At 72.4% G+C, this 18,892-nt stretch carries 13 protein-coding genes; 8 read left to right on the forward strand and 5 right to left on the reverse strand.

Annotated features, from left to right (window positions below; all coding sequences use genetic code 11):
- Positions 1–419 precede the first annotated feature (419 nt).
- Positions 420–965, reverse strand: coding sequence for a DUF4920 domain-containing protein (locus tag WME75_RS38350; RefSeq protein ID WP_437481557.1), 546 nt, complete (start codon positions 963–965; stop codon positions 420–422).
- A gap of 154 nt (positions 966–1,119) precedes the next feature.
- On the opposite strand from WME75_RS38350, the gene WME75_RS38355 reads away from it, so the two are divergent.
- Complete coding sequence (locus WME75_RS38355; protein WP_437481558.1) at positions 1,120–1,953, forward strand: hypothetical protein; 834 nt, start codon at positions 1,120–1,122, stop codon at positions 1,951–1,953.
- A gap of 8 nt (positions 1,954–1,961) precedes the next feature.
- Positions 1,962–2,564, forward strand: coding sequence for a hypothetical protein (locus tag WME75_RS38360; RefSeq protein ID WP_437481559.1), 603 nt, complete (start codon positions 1,962–1,964; stop codon positions 2,562–2,564).
- Positions 2,565–2,583: 19 nt separating this feature from the next.
- On the opposite strand, the gene nadA is transcribed toward WME75_RS38360, so the two are convergent.
- Positions 2,584–3,543 carry a quinolinate synthase NadA gene (gene nadA / locus WME75_RS38365; protein ID WP_437481560.1) on the reverse strand — a complete coding sequence of 320 codons (960 nt, stop codon included), beginning with the start codon at positions 3,541–3,543 and terminating at the stop codon, positions 2,584–2,586.
- A 157-nt stretch (positions 3,544–3,700) separates the two neighbouring features.
- On the opposite strand from nadA, the gene WME75_RS38370 reads away from it, so the two are divergent.
- The 4 genes from WME75_RS38370 (at position 3,701) to WME75_RS38385 (ending at position 9,475) form a co-directional block, all read left to right on the forward strand.
- On the forward strand, positions 3,701–4,054 hold the full coding sequence (locus WME75_RS38370) for a DUF3634 family protein (protein WP_437481561.1): 354 nt from the start codon (positions 3,701–3,703) through the stop codon (positions 4,052–4,054).
- Between the two features lie 43 nt (positions 4,055–4,097).
- Positions 4,098–5,489 carry an ABC1 kinase family protein gene (locus WME75_RS38375; RefSeq protein WP_437481562.1) on the forward strand — a complete coding sequence of 464 codons (1,392 nt, stop codon included), beginning with the start codon at positions 4,098–4,100 and terminating at the stop codon, positions 5,487–5,489.
- A 108-nt stretch (positions 5,490–5,597) separates the two neighbouring features.
- The gene (locus WME75_RS38380; protein ID WP_437481563.1) at positions 5,598–7,547 is read left to right on the forward strand and encodes a serine/threonine protein kinase; all 1,950 of its coding nucleotides are present in this window, start codon (positions 5,598–5,600) and stop codon (positions 7,545–7,547) included.
- 17 nt (positions 7,548–7,564) lie between these two features.
- The gene (locus WME75_RS38385; protein ID WP_437481564.1) at positions 7,565–9,475 is read left to right on the forward strand and encodes a hypothetical protein; all 1,911 of its coding nucleotides are present in this window, start codon (positions 7,565–7,567) and stop codon (positions 9,473–9,475) included.
- A gap of 37 nt (positions 9,476–9,512) precedes the next feature.
- Here WME75_RS38385 and WME75_RS38390 read toward each other — a convergent pair whose 3' ends face one another.
- On the reverse strand, positions 9,513–11,459 hold the full coding sequence (locus tag WME75_RS38390; protein ID WP_437481565.1) for a ribonuclease R family protein: 1,947 nt from the start codon (positions 11,457–11,459) through the stop codon (positions 9,513–9,515).
- Between the two features lie 405 nt (positions 11,460–11,864).
- Between WME75_RS38390 and WME75_RS38395 the strand changes: the two genes are divergently transcribed.
- Positions 11,865–12,314, forward strand: a complete 450-nt coding sequence (locus WME75_RS38395) for an FHA domain-containing protein (protein WP_437481566.1) — start codon at positions 11,865–11,867, stop codon at positions 12,312–12,314.
- Between the two features lie 19 nt (positions 12,315–12,333).
- Here WME75_RS38395 and WME75_RS38400 read toward each other — a convergent pair whose 3' ends face one another.
- Both WME75_RS38400 and WME75_RS38405 read right to left on the reverse strand, forming a co-directional pair.
- Complete coding sequence (locus WME75_RS38400; protein WP_437481567.1) at positions 12,334–14,253, reverse strand: PEGA domain-containing protein; 1,920 nt, start codon at positions 14,251–14,253, stop codon at positions 12,334–12,336.
- Positions 14,254–14,326: 73 nt separating this feature from the next.
- Positions 14,327–17,083: a serine/threonine-protein kinase gene (locus WME75_RS38405; RefSeq protein ID WP_437481568.1), complete on the reverse strand. Its 2,757-nt coding sequence runs from the start codon at positions 17,081–17,083 to the stop codon at positions 14,327–14,329.
- A 407-nt stretch (positions 17,084–17,490) separates the two neighbouring features.
- Between WME75_RS38405 and WME75_RS38410 the strand changes: the two genes are divergently transcribed.
- Positions 17,491–18,888, forward strand: coding sequence for a cytochrome-c peroxidase (locus tag WME75_RS38410; RefSeq protein ID WP_437481569.1), 1,398 nt, complete (start codon positions 17,491–17,493; stop codon positions 18,886–18,888).
- Positions 18,889–18,892 lie beyond the last annotated feature (4 nt).

Below are 18,892 nucleotides of genomic sequence, written 5' to 3' on the forward strand. Positions count from 1 at the left end.
AAGGACCGAGCCCGTTCGGCGTCCGGTATTTGCTACCGGCTTCCTTCGGGAGAACGGGGCGGTATATGCTACCACTTCCGTCCTTAGTCAACCCGTCATCGAAGTTTCTTTGAAGCGTCGCTTCGCTGAAACTGCCCGCCTGGCAAAAATCGCCGTGGCGGGGTGACGGACAGCCCCGTTCGCTCGGCTCGCATGACGAGCCGCTCTCCCGAAGCTTTCCCGCCGGGCCGCCGCCGAAGCAGCGTGTCCCGAACAGGGCGCGCTTTCTACGTCCACCCGCCGAGATGCGCAAGCACTTTTTTTGAGGCAGCGACCGACCTCCCTGAAGGGTCCCTTCGAGAGCTCGTTTTGCGGCGATTTGAGCGCGCTCGGCCGGGCGGCCGGAGCGCTGCACCGAGCAGCCGCGCTCGCCCGTGCCGTCAGTCCAGGAACTGCACGCCGGTCGCCTCGAGCTCGACCTTCGCGACCCGCCCCGTCTGCTTCTCCGCCTCGCCCCGGCAGTTGTCCTTCGCGCCGCACGCGGCGCCCTCCTCGGCCTCGGCGGCGACCAGGTTGCCCTGGACGACCGCCCGGTGGCCGGAGGCGTCCTTCGGCACGAAGAAGCTGTGCCCCGCCATCTTGATGTGGGCGCTGCCGGACTCGTCGGCGATTTCCATCCAGCAGCCCATCGACTTGCACACGGCCGAGACGACCCCCTCGGTCCGGACGGTCTTGCCGCTGAATTTGCTCGGATCCTGGAGGAGCGCCGGCAGCGGCGTGGTGGAGGTCTCCGTGATGGGCGCGCCGAACTGCTTCTTCTGGAGCGGCGCGATCCCGGACGCCGACGCCTGCATCGGCGAGGGGCCCTCGGCGGCAGGAGCAGGCGCAGCCCCGGGCGCCAGCTCGCTCCCGGGCTTGCGATCGGTGGAACAGCCGAGCTGCGCGAGGATCAAGACGGACAGGGAGGCGATGTGCTTTGCACGCATGAACACGAGTTTGCCCGACAGCACGGGCCCCTGCCACCCGCCCGAGGGGAACGGTGCGGGGGCGCCGACCCGCCCGCTGCCCCGCGGCAGCGGGCGGGTCGCGCGAGCGCAGCTCGGGGCTCGGCCGCCGCCAAAGCCTGCTACAAGGGCGGGCATGCGAACCGCTCGCGCCCTCGTGGGACGAGGCATGGCAGCGGGCGCGGTCGCGCTCGCCTGCGCCGCGACCGCGCGCGCCGAGGAATCGACAGCCGCCGCGCCCGCCCACGGCGCCGCTGACGCCGAGGAGCCCGCGAAACCGCCGCGGCCGCCGCTGCCGCCCGCGTCCCCGCCACCGCGCTTGCCGTGGGACCGGCACATCGAGATCGGCGCGGACGCGGCCTTCGTCAGCTGGCTCGGGACGCGCGACGACGCGGGCCGTCTGACGCGCGTTCGCCTGGAGCCCGCGATCGGCCTCGGCATCCATGCGCGCTGGGAGATCCTCGAGCTCCTGCGCTTCTCCGCCTTCGTCGTGCTTTCCCGGCACGAGCTCGCCCTGCAGCAAGGCGCGCTGGGGCAGCCCGGCGCCATCACGGCGGAGCCGCGCGAGGACGGCGCGCCCGGGGTGCGCGCCCTCGCGCTCGGCGCGCGCCTCGCGCCGACGCTGCCGCTCGGCGAGCGCGCCCGCGCGTGGGCGTCGGTCGGCGTCGGCTACGACCGGTTCGACTTCGACCGCATGCGGGTCTCGGATCCGGGGGGCGAGTTCACCATCCGCGAGCGCGGGGCCTCGTACGTCGCCATCCCGCTGGGGCTCGGGGTGTCGCTCGACCTCATCCGCGACTGGCTCACGATCGAGCTGGAGACCTCGGGAGCGTTCGTGCTCGGCCGGGGCGGCGACGCAACGCGGGAAGGCCAGGCCATCGACGGCCTGGGGCTGCGGCGCACCATCGGCGCGCTGCCGCAGGCTCGCGGCTCGTTCATCCAGACCCTCGGCCTGTCCCTGGTGCTGTGATCGCCGGCGTGCGCGCGCGCGGTCGCAGGCGGCTGACCCTCACCGCCGCGCTCGCTCTGGCGGCCACGGCGTGCGGCGATCCGGCCCCGCGGGGACGCCCTCCAGCGCCGCCGCGATCGCCCGCTCCCACGGCGCCTTCGGCTCGCTCGCAGCGCGGCGACGGCGGAGCGCCGCACGCGGGACGCCAGGGCGATGCCCCAGCGGGAGGCCAGGGCGACGAGCCGGCGGGCTCCAGGAAAGACGCGGCCGCAGCGCAGCCGCGGGAGCGGCCATTTCCGGCCGCCTGCGGGGGCGACGCGGACTGCGGTTACGACCCCGCGAGCGAGCGCTGCGGCGCCGATCCCCGGCTGAACCGGCAGCCGCCCGTCACGGATCAGGGGATCGTCTGCTACTGCGACGCGGGCGCGTGCGCGCTGCTCCGCGTGCTGCCCGTGCCGTGCGAGGGGGACCACGACTGCGCCGTCGCCCACGAGCCGCGCCCCCACCCGGTCCGCGCGACCCGCGAGCGGCCGCACGAGAAGGGGCGCCCCTGCCGCGACCTCACCCTGTCGACGACGTGCGAACGGACGAACATCTGCACCCTGCACCGCCACGCGTGCCCGGAGCGATGAGCCGCGTCGCGAGGCGAGCTCAGCTGAGGGCCAGCATGCGATCGATCGGGACGCGCGCCCGCTCGCGCAGCTCGGGCGCCATCTCGAGGCGCGGGGCGAGGTCGCGCAGCGCGAGATAGACCTTCTCGAGCGTGTTGAGCCGCATGAACGGGCACTCGTTGCAGGCGCAGTTGCCCTCGGGTGGCCCCTCGATGAACTCCTTCTGCGGCGACGCCTTGCGCATCTGGTGCACGATGCCGCTCTCCGTCGCGACGATGTACTTCGTGGCGTCGTCCGCGATCGTGTACTTGAGCAGCGCGGTCGTCGAGCCGATGTAGTCGGCCATCCGCAGGATCGGCTCCTCGCATTCGGGGTGCGCGATGAGCTTCGCGTCCGGGTGGCGCTCGCGCAGCGCGATGATCTTGCGCAGGCTGAACGTCTCGTGCACGACGCAGCTGCCCTGCCACAGGCGCATCGGGCGTCCCGTCCTCTCCACGAGCCAGCGCCCGAGGTTCTTGTCGGGCGCAAAGAGGATCTCCTGCCCCTCGGGGATCGCGCGGACGATCTTCTCGGCGTTCGACGACGTGCAGATGTAGTCGCTCTCCGCCTTCACCTCGGCGGAGCAGTTGATATAGGAGATCGCGGCCGCGCCGGGGTACCGGGCGCGCCACGCGCGGAAGCGGTCGGCGGGGCAGCCGTCGGCGAGCGAGCAGCCAGCCTGCATGTCGGGCACCACGACGATGCGCTCCGGGTTCAGGATCTTCGCCGTCTCGGCCATGAAATGCACGCCGGCGAACAGGATGACGTCCGCCGTGGTCTTCTTGGCCTGCTGGGCCAGCTGCAACGAGTCGCCCAGGAAGTCGGCGAGATCCTGGATCTCGCCATCCTGGTAGTAGTGGGCCAGGAGGACGGCGTTCCTCTCCCGCTTCAGGCGGCTGATCTCGTCGTGCAGATCCAGGCGCGGATCGATGGCGGCAGGCTGGGGCGCGGCGCTCGTCATGGGGTCCTAAGGTAGGCACCGCGCGCCGCGCTGACCAGGCCCCGCGGTCCGGGCCGCGCTCGCAGGCGCTCCAGAGCCCGCCGCGTCCAGCGTTGACAACGGCCGGCACCGGTTCACGATCCTGGCCCGCGGTGAGCCTGGGGGAGGCGCGCTCGTCGTGGGCAGCCTCCCCATGTCCTTCCTGATCCCCCTCGCCCTGCTCGCGGTCGTCGTGCCGCTCATCGTGGCCCTCCTCCGCGCGAATGAGCTCTTTTACGTGCGCGTCGAGGGGCGTAACGTCCGGCTGCTCCGCGGCCGGCTGCCGCAACGCCTGCTCGACGACATCACGGACGTCCTCCGCGCTGCGCCGGTCGGGCGGGGCGCGGTGCGGGTCGTGGTCGAGGACCGGCGGGCCCGGGTCCATGTGCAAGGGGACATCTCCCCGGAGCAGGCTCAGCAGCTGAGGAACACCGTCTCCCTCTGGCCGGTTCCGAAGATCCGCGCGGCCCCGAAGCGCCGCATCGGCGCCTGACCTCTCCGCGCCGACCCACGCTACCCTGACGAGTCAGTCCCGCATGGCCCACGACAAGCCCAGAGACAAACCGCCGACCTCCAAGCTGGCGCGCCTGGCGCGCCTCGCCGGCCTCGCGCCCCGCACCATCCCGTTCGCCATCGAGGGCGCGAGGCGCGCCCTCGGCGCGACGCGGACCGAGGAGGAGGAGGCCGAGGCGCGGCGGAAGATGACCCAGGAGGTGAAGAAGACCGCCGAGGCGATGCTGAAGACGCTCGGCGAGATGAAGGGCCTGCCGCTCAAATTCGGCCAGATGGCGAGCTACATCGACGGGCTCGCGCCGCCGGGGTACGAGGAGAAGTTCCAGGCCACGCTGAAGAAGCTGCTCGACAAGGCGCCGCCCCTGTCGCCCGAGGCCGCGGAGCAGATGGTCCTCCAGGAGCTCGGCACGCCGCCGCACGAGGTGTTCGCGGCGTGGGAGCGCGAGCCGTTCGCCGCGGCGAGCATCGGACAGGTGCACCGGGCCACGACGAAAGCGGGGGAGCGGGTCGCCGTCAAGGTGCAGTACCCCGGCATGGACAGGGCCATCGAGAACGACCTGAAGAGCGTCTCGATGCTCGAGGCGATGATGGCGCCCATCGCCAAGAAGCTGCACGCCCGGCAGACCGTCGACGAGCTCCGCAAGGTCTTCCTGTCCGAGCTCGACTACGCGCGCGAGGCCGAGATGGCGGACCTGTTCCGCCGCATGAACGCCGGGGACGAGGACATCTACATCCCCCGGATCCACCACAGCCTCACGACGAGGCGGGTCATCACGCTCGAGTTCGTCGACGGCATGAGCTACGCCGAGTTCTGCGAGCGCGGCAGCCAGGAGGCCAAGAACCGCGCGGGCCTCGCCATCTGGCGCTTCACCTTTCGCTCGATGCTCCGCTACGGCTGGCTCTACGCCGATCCGCACCCCGGCAACTACCGATTCCACGAGGACGGCCGGGTCGGGATCCTCGATTTCGGCTGCGTGAAGCAGCTCCCGCCCGACCTCGTGGAGGGCATGAAGCGCTACATGCGCGCCGCCATGGACGCGGACTGGAAGGAGTTCGACCGCGCCTGCGTGGAGGAGCTCGGCTACGACCCGAACGACGAGAGCTGGGACCTCTACCGGAGCTACACGATGGAGCTCATGGTCCCGCTGTGCGCGCAAGGGACATGGAAGTGCTCCCCGGAGAAGGCGCGCGAGACCGTGGCCTACCTGACCCGCGGCATCCGGGGGCTCGCCTTCAAGCAGGGGGAGAAGATGCCCACCATCCCCCACGTGCCGAAGATGCCGCAGGACTTCACGTTCGTGAATCGGCTGCAGTGGGGGCTCGCGTCCGTGCTGGCGGGGCTCCGGACCGAGGCGGCGTTCCGGCCGACCATCGATCCCTGGGTGCGCGACGGGGTGTACCCGATCCCCGATTGAGCCGGGGACGCTGGCAGGCTCGTCGGCAGGGGGAAGCGTCACGATGTCGCCCTCGCCGCGGCTCTCACCTTGACCTCGATCCCGCACGCTGTGACATTCGATCGGGGCATGGACGACGAGAGGGCGACCTGCGAGAGGCGCGTGGGGACGACCCTGCGGGGCAAATGGACGATCGATCGCCTCCTCGGGATCGGCGGGATGGCCGCCGTCTATGCCGCGACCCACAAGATCGGGCGGCGCGAGGCGATCAAGATCCTCCACCCCGAGGTCGCGCGCTCGAAGGACCTGCGCGCCCGGTTCGAGCGGGAGGCTCAGGCCGTCAATCGCTTCCGCCACCCCGGCGTGGTCGAGATCCGCGACATCGACATCGCCGAGGACGGCGCGCCGTTCCTCGTGATGGAGCTCCTCGACGGCGAGTCGCTCGCCGACCGGCTCCAGCGGCTCGGCCACGTCGAGACGGGCGAGATGCTGCGCCTGATGGACGAGCTGCTCGACGTGCTCGGGGCGGCGCACGAGCAGGGGATCATCCACCGCGACATCAAGCTCGACAACCTCTTCTTCGAGCGGACCGGGCGCCTCAAGGTGCTCGACTTCGGCATCGCCCGCATGCGCGACGGCGTGAAGACGGCGATGCGGACCCGGACGGGCGCGACGCTCGGGACCGTGTCGTACATGGCCCCGGAGCAGGTGCGCGGCATCTCGGTCGACCACCGGGCGGACCTCTTCGCCGTCGGCGCGACGATGTTCCGGCTGATCGCGAAGCGGCGCATCCACGAGGCGCGCACGGAGTCCGAGCTGCTCGTGAAGATGGCGACCATGGCGGCGCCGCCGCTCGCGAGCGTCGCGCCGGAGACGCCGCCGGGGCTGTGCGCCCTCGTGGACAGGGCGCTCGCCTTCGATCGCGACCGGCGCTACCCGGACGCCCGCACGATGCAGGCGGACATGCGCGCGCTCCTGCGCGGAGAGGCGCCGCCGTTCGCGTCGGCGCGCCTCGCGGCGGGGGACTCGCCGTCGGCGGGCGCGCCGCAGGTCTCGCCGATGCTCGCGGCGGCCGCCGCTTCGATGGAGGCGCCGGCCGAGCCGCCGCCGCGGCCGGCGGCCCCCTCGGGCGCGAGGTGGAGCGAGAGGGGCTCGGCGCCCGCGCTCGGGCCGGAGCCCGGCTCCGGCGGAGCGACCGCGTGGGAGGCCCCCACGATGGCGGCGCCCGGGGCCCGGGGCGGGAGCGTCATGGATGCCGCCCAGGCGCACGGAGGCCACCCGAGCATGGCGCAGGCCGGCCCTGGAGCGCCGAACGGACCGCCGTCGTCCCTGCACAACACGGGAGCAGGTCACGCCGGAATGCACGGCCCGCCCGCCTCACGCCACGGCGCCAGCATGCCCCACAGCGCGCCCGCCTCGCTCCACAACACCGGCGCGTCCTACGGCGCGCCCGCCTCGCTCCACAACACCGGCGCGTCCTACGGCGCGCCCGCCTCGCTCCACAACACCGGCTCGTCCCTGCACAACAGCGGCGCGTCCTACGGCGCGCCCGCCTCGCTCCACAACACCGGCTCGTCCCTGCACAACAGCGGCGCGTCCTACGGCGCGCCTGCCTCGCTCCACAACACCGGCTCATCCCTGCACAACAGCGGCGCGTCCTACGGCGCGCCCTCGTCGCCGCACGCCGCCAGCGCCCCCTACGGCGAGCCGTCGGCTACCGGCTGGGCGCCGCGCCGCGCTCAGCCGAAGCAGCCGTTGAAGCTCATGATCCTGCTCGCGGTCGGCGGCGTGGCGCTCGTGATCGCGAGCGTCGTCGCGGTGTGGATGGCGCTCCGCGACGAACCCCAGAGCGACGCGGTTCGACACGATCTGCTGCCGGCGCAGGGCGCGAGCGCCGGGCCGACCCAGCTGTCCCCGTCCGAGAGCACCGACGAGCCGCCGCGCGACCCGGGCGAGCCGGAGACGAGACGCCCGGCCCCGCCGAACGCCCCGGCGAGCGCGCCGCCGCCCGTCAACACCATCATCATCGACTTGACCAAGACGAAGAAACGCCAGACGAGAAAATCGCATCAGGATTGAAGTCAGAATCGCCGAACATGGAGCTCCGTCCCCTGATGGTCACGAGGACAACCCTGCGCGCTCGATCGATGCTCGTCGGGTCTGCGCTCGTGCTCACGCTCGCGGGAGCGTGCTCGGAGCCGGCGCCATTCAATCCGGGGCCCGGTGCCGGCGGCGGCGGCGGCGGCGGCGGCAGCGGCGGCAGCGGCGGCAGCGGCGGCAGCGGAGGTGGCACCGGAGGCGCGCCGTTCTGCAGCGGCGGCGAGGAGCAGCCTTGCTATCCCGGCCCGGCGGACACCGAGGGCGTCGGCGTGTGCGCGGCGGGCGTGCGGAGGTGCCAGCCGGACGGCCAGAGCTTCGGCGAGTGCGAGGGCGCCGTCGTCCCGGGGCCGGAGGACTGCAGCACCACCCTGGACGACGACTGCGACGGCGAGACGAACGAGCCCGACGCGGGGTGCGTGTGCACCCCGGGCCAGATCGAGACCTGTTACAGCGGCCCCGAGGGGACGAACGGCGTCGGGCTCTGCGCGGCGGGGCTGCGAATGTGCGACATCTCGGGGACGTCGTGGCGGCCGTGCGACGGCCAGGTCACCCCGGCGAGCGAGACGTGCGCGGACGACACCGACGAGGACTGCAACGGCTTCGCCTGCAGCGCGCCGCTCTGGTCCGCCCTCTACGGCGATTCGAACATCCAGAGCGCGACGAGCGTCGGCGTCGACGCGAACGGGAACATCTATATCGGCGGCACCTTCTCGGGGACCATCCACCTGGGCGGTGAGACCCTGGTGGCCATCGGCACCGCCGACGTGTACGTCGCGAGCTTCGACGCGACCGGAGCCCACCGCTGGAGCGCGAGGTTCGGCGGCAGCGGCGCCGAGACGCTCAACGCGCTCGCGGTGACGCCCGACGGCAACCTCGTGTTCGGCGGGACGTTCTACGGATCGTTCACGTTCGGCAGCGCTACGCTGAGCAGCGTCAACGCGCTCGACAGCTTCGTGGCCACGCTGCGCGGAGACGGCACCCCCGGCTGGGCACGCCAGATCGGAAACAGCGCGGATCAGACGCTGCGCTCCATCGCGGTGGACACGGCCGGGAACATCGTGATCGCCGGCTACTTCAGCGGGTCGCTGCTCTGCTCGACGGGGCCCGTCCCGGTCTGCGTCGACAGCGCAGGCGGCACCGATATCTTCGTGCGGAAGTACGATCCGCTCGGGGCCGTCCTGTGGACCAGGATCTACGGAGACACCTCGAACCAGTTCGCCACCAGCGTGGCCGTCGACGCCGAGGGCAGCGTGTTCATCACCGGCCGGTACAACGGCACGCTGATCGTCGGGACCCGGCAAGTGAGAAACACCGGGCTCGGGCCGAACCTGTTCGTCCTCAAGCTCGACAGCGGTGGGCTCGGCGTCTGGCTCTCGGACTACGGGGACACGGCCTCGCAGGCAGGCACCGGGATCGCCACCTCCCCATCCGGCGCGGTGCTCGTGACGGGGACGTACGCGGGCGAGCTCGACTTCGGCGCTGAGAACCGGATCCGTGCCAACGGCGTACAGACAGCGTTCGTTGTGTCGCTCGACCCGAGCGGCACGCCTGGTTGGGCGCGGTCGTTCGTCGGTGATGGCTCGCAGGAGAGCACGGCGGTCGTCGCGGACGCAGAGGGCAACGCGGTGGTGACCGGCGCGGCGCAGGGCGTGATCGCCCTCGGCGACGAGGCGCTCCCGAACGGCGGCGGCTTCGACGCCTTCATCGCGAAGCTCGACCCGCAGGGCAAGACCGTCTGGGGGAAGGTGCTCGGCGCCGCCGGCAACCAGAAGTCGAACGCAGCGGCCATCTCGCCCGGGACCGGCACCATCGTGCTCTGCGGTACGGCCGAGGGGAGGATCGACTTCGGCCTCGGCGAGCACGAGGCGAACGGCACCGACGCGTTCGCCGCGAGCCTGTCGCCGTAGCCGCCGCGGACGCCGCGGGTGCGCGCCGCGGCCCATGTCACGCGGCGCCGCGAGCGCCCGCAGGGACGAGGTCGACGCGCCCGAGCTCCTCGTTCGTCGACGCGATGGCGGCGCGGATCGGCTCGCCGATGCCGTAGCGACGGGTCGCGCCGATCAGCGCCTGGGCGGCGGCGTCGAGCCGATAAGGGCCGTCCGGCAGCGCCTCCAGCGCGATCGTGCCCGTCGCGCCGGACTCGAGCATCTGGACGACGAGGCCGAACGGCTTGATGGACACGATGTTGCCCTCGATCTCCTCGCCGATCCGGGTGGCGAACAGGCGCGCCACGAGCATGCGGTGCCGCTCGGTCTCGGCCTTGCCAGCGCTGCGCGCCCGCGCGTTCAGGTGGTGGGCGAGCGACGCGAGCACCTCGGAGTCCGCGCGCGGATCGCGGTGGCCCTGGAGGTAGCGCTTGACCACGCGATGCACCGCGAGGTCGGCATAGCGGCGGATCGGGGAGGTGAAGTGCAGGTACAGCGGGGCGCCCAGGCCGAAATGCAGGCCCGGGACGGCCGTGTAGCGCGCCGGGCCGAGCGCCTTGCCGAGCACGGTGCGGATGGCGGGCGCGAGCTCCGAGCCACGGAACTGCGCCTCGAACGCCGCGAGGCCGAAGGGGCTCAGGCGCGGGCCGAACCCGGCCTCGACGCCGAAGTTGTGCGCGAAGTGCTCGAGCGTCCGGACGCGCTCCTCGGTGGGCTCGTCGTGGACGCGAAAGACGCAGGGGAGGCCGCGCGCCACGAGCCAGCTGGCCACGGCCTCGTTCGCCGCCACCATCAGCCGCTCGATGAGGCGGTGCGCGCCCGTGTCGGCGCGCGGCGAGACGCCGGTCGGCTCGCGCGTCTCGGCGTCCAGCGTCACATAGGCCTCCTCGCGGTCGAGCTCGACCCCGCCGCGCGCCGCGCGCACCGTCGACAGCCGCGCGGCCGCGGTGCGGAGCCAGCGCACGACCGGGCGGGCCGCCTCGGGGATGACGGCGGAGCGGCCCGTCGTCAGGAACTCCTCGACGGCATCGTACGAGAGGCGGGCGTGCGAGCGGATCACGCTCTCGTGAAGGTCGATCGAGGTGACGCCGCCCTCGGGATCGACGCGCAGCTCGATCGTGACCGCGAGCCGATCGACCCCCGGGAGCAGGCTCGCTCCCTCGCTGGAGATCGCGTCGGGGAGCATCGGGATGACGCGGCCAGCCAGGTAGACGCTCGTGCCCCGGGCGCGGGCCTCGAGATCGAGCGGCGAGCCCTCCGGGACGAACGCGTCCACGTCGGCGATCGAGACGAAGACGCGGAGCGCCCCGTCGGGCCCGGCCGGCAGCACGGAGACGGCGTCGTCGATGTCCGTGGTGACGGGCGCGTCGATCGTGACCGTGATGAGCTCGCGCAGGTCGCGGCGACCGCGCGCGAGCTCACGCTCGACCGACGTCGCTGCCACCATCGCGCGCGACGCCTCGACGACCTCGCCCGGGAACACGGCGCGCACGCCGTTGCGGGCGAGGCAGCGCTCGATGCCGAGATCGGCGCCCGGCGCGACGACCCGCGCCGGGACGACCGTCGCGCCCTCGATGAGGGCGACCACCGACGTGCCCTCGGCGAGGTCGTCGGCGGTGCCCGGCTTGAACGGCCAGTCCGTGTTGGAGACGAGGCGATCCACCCGGAGGTGCGGCCGCTTCGCGTGCGAGACGACCGTCCCGAAGAGCTCGGCGCGATCGCGATGGACGAGCGCGAGCTGCGACGCGCCGTAGCGACCCGGCTCCGCCTCCACGACCACCGCGTCCACGACGTCGCCGTCGAGGAACGGGTTCAGATCGGGCGGCGTGATGAAGGCGGTCGCCGGGGCCAGGGCAGCCCCGCCCGGCCTGCCCGGCGCACCGCCCTTCTCCGGAGAGGCCTCGATGTTCAGGAACCCGAAGCCGCGTGGGTTGACCGAGATGCGTCCACGAACCAGTGCGTGCATGGGCGCGGAAGGTACGCCAGGTTCCGGCGTTTTCGAGCGCAGTCTGTCCGGCGAGCCGCCCCAGCCGCCTCATCGGTGCTCGGTGCTCACGAATTACCGCGGAGCGGTAATCAGAGGTGGCGCGATCCCAGGACACCGCGATGCGCACACATCGGAACACCGACTCGGGCTCAGGGAGCTTCGCGCCGCGCCGCGGAGAGGCGATGTGCCCCAGCTCGACGGTCACCGCGAGTCCACGCTGCGGAAAGGTGGGTGATTCGCGGCAGCAAAGTGCGTCCACCAACGTTCCGCTCCTCGGGTTCGGCTTATACTCGGCACATCGTGGAAGAATCAGGGGACATCATCGAGCTTGCGCGTGTGATGCCTCGGGACCGCTTCGTCCGCAGGGTGACGAGCCTGCTTCTCGTGGTGTCCGATGCGGGTCCGGACAGCCAGCCATTTGCCTTCCGGACCGTCGCCGCCTCGCCGGCGGCGCACCGGAAGCCGCCGCCTCCGCCCGGTCCGACCAGCGAGGTGTTCGAGGTCGTCAAGGCGAAGGGCAATCCCTATCCCGATCAGATCTCGGTGGGCCGCACGCGCAATTGCGACGTGGTGCTGCGCCACCCGTCGGTGTCGAAGCTGCACGCGCACTTCCGGCGGCTGGATGCGCAGGGGCAGCTCGCGCTCATCGACAACGGCTCACAGAACGGTACCCGCGTGAACGGCGCGCTGCTCTCCGAGAACGAGCCGCAGGAGGTCGCGGTGGGCGATGTGATCCAGTTCGGCCGGCTCACGGCCTCGCTGCTCGACGCGTCGCGCCTCTTCGAGCTCGTGCGCGAGCAGGCGCGCCTCGCGCGGGACCAGGCGAGCCGCTGAGCGCCGCGCGCGGCGGCGCTCAGAAGCGGTATCCCGCGGCGATGTTCGGAAAGAACATCGTGAACGTGCCGTGGGCCAGCTCCTCGAACACGACCTTCTTGCCCGGCGCGCAGTCGACCGTCGGGTCCGCCTCGTTGCATTCGGCGTCGACCACGTAGGTGTTGCCCGTCTCGAGCGGCGGGCCGTCGACGAGGAAGAAGCCGACACCCAGGCCCGCGCTGGCGGTGAGCCGCCCGAGCTTCAGCCGGAGCCGGAGCTCCGGCATCGCGAACGGGGCGGCGGAGCGGACGGCTCTGCCCGCGTTGTACACGGCCACGCGGACGGTCCTCCGCGCGTCGGACGCCGTGCCGGTCACCTCGTCGCTCATCTCGGCCAGCACCACGCCGAGCCCGAGCGCTCCGCCGACGTCGAACCAGGAAGACAGCCCGTAATGGTAACTGCCGCCGACCATCACGGTCACGCCGGCCAGCTCGATGTCGTCCTGGAAGGTGTACCGGATGGGGAGCCGGGCCATGCCCCCGTCCGGCGCGGCGTACGTCGCGTCGAGCGAGCGAGCGAGCGCCGTGTGAAGGCTCAGGTACCCGGCCGTGAGCTCGATGGCGGCGCCGGTGGGGAACTCGTAGCTGCCGCGCAGGCCCGCGAGGACGCCGGAAGGGCGCGAGACGTTGGAGCAGCGGTAGCTGCCGCAGCTCAGCTCGGCGTCGCTCTCGAGCGACGGGGCGAAGGCATAGCCGCCGACCGCCTCCAGCCGGAAGACACCGACCCTCCGCCCCCAGCGCGGGTGGGCCTCGTCGGTGGCGAGCGGCAGGACGATATCGCCCCTGGTCGTCCGGTCGACGGTCGTGCGGAGCGTGCGCGCGAAATAGCCCGGCTCGTGCGCCTCGAAGGTGTGGCGCCCGAGCGGCAGCGCCCCCCGCCACTGCCCCTTGCCGACCGGGACGCCGTTGATGGTCAGATCCGCGCTCAGCGGCTGGACGACGACGTGGACCTCGTCGCCGAGCGGGCCCGCCTCGACCGTGGCGACGGCGAGCTGCCCCGCGACGACGTTCGCCTCGCGCGGCGCGGAGCCGAGATTGCCTCTGCGCACCGAATAGAAATGCGGACCAGGCGCGAGCGCTCCCTCCCACGGCAGCTGCCCGATCAGCGTGCCGTCGATGATGAGATCCGCGCCGACGAGCCGTTCGTCCTCGACCTTCAGCCGGCCCGTGTTGGCGAGCGGCTCGAGCTTCGCGTCCACCGCGGTGGTCTCGGCGACCCGGACGGTCAGGATCGTCTCGAACGTGCGCCAGCCATCCTTGACGACGCGGAGGGTGTGGCCGCCGGGGAGCAGCCGGATCGGGCCGGAGACGGGGAGCTGGCCGCGCGACCTCCCGTCGATGAGCACCAGGCCATCGACATTCGACGAGACGAGGACGCTGCCGATCCGCCCCCGCAGCCCGGCGATCGTGGACGCGACGCCCTTGCGCTCCGGCTCGCCGAGCTCCGCGCGGAAACCCGTGAGCAACGCCTCGTAGAGCTCGAGCGCCTCGTCGTAACGCCCGAGCTGATCGAGGCAGAACGCGGCGTTGAGGGTGTTGGGCACCGACGCGACAAGCTGGCGCGATCTCACATAGAGCTCGAGCGCACGCTGGCAGTCGCCGATCTTGCGCAGCTCGTTGCCCTCCTGAAAGAGCGCCTTGGCCCGGGCGAGCGTCGCGTCGGCAGACTCGGAGGGCTCAGGCGGCGTGGAGGGCGCGGGCGCGGTGGGCGGCGCGGGCGCGGCGGCGGGCGGTGTGGAAGGCGTGGAGGGCGTTGCCCGCTCGGGCTGCGCGAGGGCCGGAGACGCAGGCGCCGCGAGCGCCGCGGCGAGCGCGCACACGGCGAAGGAGCGCCGCGGGGCGGTCGTGGTCAATGTTGCCCAGAGAGAGTCCACATGAAGGCGGTAAAATGGGAAGATCATTGATCTTTTCTTCCCGTCTTCCCGCCTTCACGTTCAAATTGGACCACGACCCGCGGGGCGCGCGGCGTCCGGATCACCACCGGTCGACCGGCATCACCGCGGTCGGGGCCGGCGGGGCCGCGGGCGCCCCCGTGGAGGACGAGGAGACATCGACCGGAGGGGAGGCGCCGCGTGGCGCGCGGCGCGTCCGGTCACGGCGCGGGGCCGGCTCGGGGACCGGGGCCGAGGCAGAGGCCGGCGCGAGCGGCTGGAGCTCGATGCGATCGGGGCGGAGCCGGCCATCGCTCAGCATGAACACCGTCTCCCTCGTGGTCGCGCCGTCGCGGCTCACCTCGAGCTCGAACGTGTCGCCGGCCTTGCCGGTCAGGTCGAGCCGGCCATCGCTCACCGGGCGCGCCGCGCCGTTGACCCGCACCGTCGCCTCCTTCGGGAGCGTCACGGCCGCGGTGAAGGACGCAGCTGTCGGCGCGGGCGCGGGGGCAGGAACGGCGCGCTCGCCCTGCGCGGCGGCCGGCGCGCGCGCCTCGCCGCCCGTCGAGGCGCGCAGGGCGAAGCCGCCGCCGATCGCGGCGAGGGCGACCGCCGTGACCGCCGCCCCGACGAAGCGCCTCCGCGCGGCGCCCGCGGGCGCCTGCGCCGCCGTGAAGGAGCTGCCGCCGATCGAGCGCTCCTCCCCCTCGACGGAGCGGGCGAGCCTCGACTCGCGGCGCAGCGCGGCCATCGGGGTGGCGCCGGCGCGCCGCTCGGCGTCGATGCCACGCAGCTGTTCCAGCGTGACGATGTCGGTGCCCTCCGCGTGCAGCTCGAGCGCGACGATCAGCTCCTCCATGCTCTGCCAGCGCTCCCCGGGATCGCGCAGGAGGCCGCGGTGCACGACGGCGGCGAGGGCTGGATCGAGCCACGGCGCGGCCGCGGCCAGCGGCGGGACGCGCTCGGTGCAGATCGAGAGCAGGAGCTCGGCGAGCGAGGCGTTCGGATCCCAGGGGCAGCTCCCGCAGAGCGCCTGGTAGAGCGAGACGCAGAGGCTCCAGATGTCGGAGCGGTGATCGACGTCCTTCGCCATCTTCGCTTGCTCGGGCGACATGTAGATCGGCGACCCGAGCACGCCGCCGGCGCGCGTGAGCTCGTGCGAGACGCCGTCGCCGGTGCGCTTCGCGATGCCGAAATCGCAGACCTTGACCACGAGACGGCGATCGCTCGAGGAAGGCGGGCGGATCGAGCCGGACGAGCGGCGGGTGGAGGGCGGCGGCCTGATCGAGCTGGACCGGCGCTGGCCGGACGGCGGCGGCCTGACCGAGCTCGAGCCGCGCCGCGTGGACGGCGGCAACGCCGCCGAGAGCGGGGCGCGCTGGGTGGACGGCGGCGGCGCGATCGAGCTCGGCGCCCGGCAGGTCGCGCCCTCGAACGGCGCGTGCAGGAAGAGGTTCGCCGGCTTGATGTCCCGGTGCACGATCCCCGCGGCGTGCGCCGCCGCGAGCCCGCGCGCCGCCTGGATGAACACGCGCACGACCGGCGCCGGCTCGAGCGGCCCGCGCATCCTGAGGAGCTTGGCGAGGTCGACGCCGTGCAAGAGCTCCATGATGATGAACGGGGTGGCGAGCGTGAGATCCGTCCCGAGCTCGAACGTCTTGACCACGTGCGGGCTCTGGCTCGCCGTCACCGCGCGCGCCTCGCGGATGAAGCGGCGCACGGCGTGGTCGTCCTGCCCGACGGCGCTCTTGAAGATGACCTTGGCCGCGACCCGCCGCCCCTCGGGCGACTCCGCCTCGTAGACGGCGCCCATCCCGCCGCGGCCGATCAGGCGGCGCACCGCGTACCGGCCGCCGAGCTGGCGGCCGACGAGCGGATCGGTCTCGGCGCCGGCGCGCTCGGCGATCGCGTCGCGCAGCTCGGGATCGAGCGGCCTCAGCATGTCGATCGTGAGCCCCTCCTCGCCGCCGGAGGCAGCGCGCAGCGCCTCGGCGAACGCCTCGATCGACGGGTAGCGCCGGTCCACGTCGCTGTGCAGCGCGAGCGAGAGCGCGGTCGCGAGGCGCGCCTCGATCCACGGGGCGCGGTCCTGGATCGACGGGAGCTGCGCGAGCGTCGGCGGCGGCGCGTCCGCCCCCGAGTCCGCCGGGCCGAAGTCGGCGGTGTCCGGCGTGACGTCGAGCTCGGCCCACGGCGAGACGCCGCAGAGCATCTCGTAGAGCGTCGCCGCCAGGCCGAAGACGTCGCCCCGGACGTCCGCGGCGCGATCCCGCGGCCCCGATTCGTCGCGCGGGCGACCGGAGCTCCTCGCCTTGCCCGGGTCGGAGGTGGCCGTGTCGTAGCCCTTCGAGAGCCCGAAGCCGAAGACGCGGACCAGGATCTCGCCGTTCGGGAGGTGCTCCAGGAAGAGACGCGGCGAGCGGACGTCGCGGTAGACGAGGCCCGCGGCGTGGGCCGCCGAGAGCCCCGCGGCGGCCTGGAGCGCGATCCGCACGGCGACCTCGGGCGCGAGCGGCCCCGTCTCGGCGAGGAGGGCGGCGACGTCGGTGCCGTCGAGCAGCGGCATCACGAGGTAGGCGAGATCTCGCTCGAGGTCGTGACCGGCGTCGGCGATCGGGACGACGTGGGCGTTGTCGAGCTTCGACGTGACGCTCGCCTCGCGGCTGAGCCGCGACAGCGTGTCCTCGGTGACGACCTCGGGCCGCAGGACCTTCAGCGCGACGCGGCGGCCAGAGGAGCTCCGGGCCTCGAACACGACACCGAACCCCTGCGTGGAGAGGACGCGGGCGATCCGATATCCGCCGGTGAGCGCGCCCCCCACGAGCGCGGTCGGATCCGCCAGAGTTGCTGTCCGGCCCATGACCTCAAGCATACGACGGCCCCTCGCTCCCCACAAAGCATGAGTCTCAGGCGACCTCGGAGGCGCGCTGCGCGAGGGCGCCGCACCGACGCGGAGCGCCGGCCACGCACCTACAACGGTGCCACGCCGCACCGCGAGCGGCCACGCCGCGCCGCGAGCGGCCACGCCGCGCCGCAGCGTCGCCGCCGAATGTAGGCACGACAACCGCAGATAGCGCGGTGACCAGACCCTCGGACACGCAGTAAGCCTGTTGAATCAGGGAAGATTGTTCTTGCCGGCCACCGACTCGCAACATTAGATTCCCATCATCGGATTCACAGCCGCTCGGTCAGGCTCTGGGCAGGACTGGTTGATCTCACCGACGCACAGCGATGTGCGCCTCCCCCGCCGGGGGAGCTGGAGGCACCATGACCCTGCGATGGATCGGGCGGGCTCTCGCCGCCCTGGCGGCATGTCTCGTTGTCACGCTCCTCCTCGCGCGCCCGGCGCGCGCCAAGGGCTCCCGCGTGGATGAGCGGCTCGCGGAGACGCTCGCCCGACACGGCTTCACCGGAGAGATCGAGTCGACGCTGGAGCCGCGGCTCGGGCGCAAGCTCGACAAGAAGCTGGCGAGGCTCGGGCGTGAGCTGTTCTACGACAGCATCCTCGGCCTGAACGAGGACAACTCGTGCTCAGGGTGCCACTCGGCGACAGCGGGCTTCGCCGACACGCAGTCGATCTCGATCGGCATCGAGAACAACGGCGTCGTCGGGCCGCGCCGCGCGGGGCCCCGCAACCAGCGCCGCGCGCCGTCGGTCATCAACACGGCCTTCTATCCCACCCTGATGTGGAACTCGCGGTTCTCCGCCGTGTCCGGCGACCCCTTCGACAACAGCGAGGGGTTCTCGTTCACCTCGCCGGAGGGGATGTCGCTCTCGTCCTTGCCGCACCTGCTCACCGCGCAGGCGTTCATCCCGCCGACCGAGATCCCCGAGATGACCGGGTACCAGGCGCCGACGTCGCACGACGTCGTGCGCGAGGAGGTCGCGGCGCGCGTGAACGAGGTGAAGGCCTACCGCCGCCGGTTCGGCAAGCAGTTCAACGCGGTGAAGCGAGGAGAGCCCATCACCTACGAGATGATCGCGACCGCCATCGCCGAGTTCGAGCTGTCGCTCACGTTCGCCGACGCGCCCATCGACAGGTTCGCCCGCGGCCGCCGGAAGGCGATGACGCTGGAGCAGAAGCGCGGCGCGCTGCTCTTCTTCGGCGAGGCGGGGTGCGTCCGCTGCCACGCTGTGTCAGGGCCGTCGAACGAGATGTTCAGCGACTTCCAGCAGCACGCCATCGGCGTGCCGCAGATCGCGCCGACCGACGACCCGGCGCTCTCGAACGTGATCTTCGACGGCCCGAACGCCGATGAAGACTTCGGCCTGGAGCAGGTCACGGGCGACCCGGCCGATCGGTACAAGTTCAGGACGTCGCCGCTGCGCAACCTCGCCCTTCAGCCCACGTTCTTCCACAACGGCTCGTTCACGTCGCTCGAGGGCGCCATCCGCCACCACCTCGACGTCTACACGTCGGCCACCGAGTACACGAACGCTCACCTCGCTCCCGACCTGCGGGGCGACATGGGCCCGCTCGCCCCGGTCCTCGCCGCCGTCGATCCGCTGCTGCAGGAGCCGATCGAGCTCACCGAGGAGGAGATCGGCTGGCTCTGCGCCTTCGTCGGGGAGGCGCTGCTCGACCCGCGCGCGACCCCGAGGCGCCTCGAGGCGCTCATCCCGGACGAGGTCCCGAGCGGGCATGCGGTCCACCACTTCCAGTAACCGC

Source organism: Sorangium sp. So ce1014 (assembly GCF_051521505.1).
Lineage (GTDB): Bacteria > Myxococcota_A > Polyangia > Polyangiales > Polyangiaceae > Sorangium.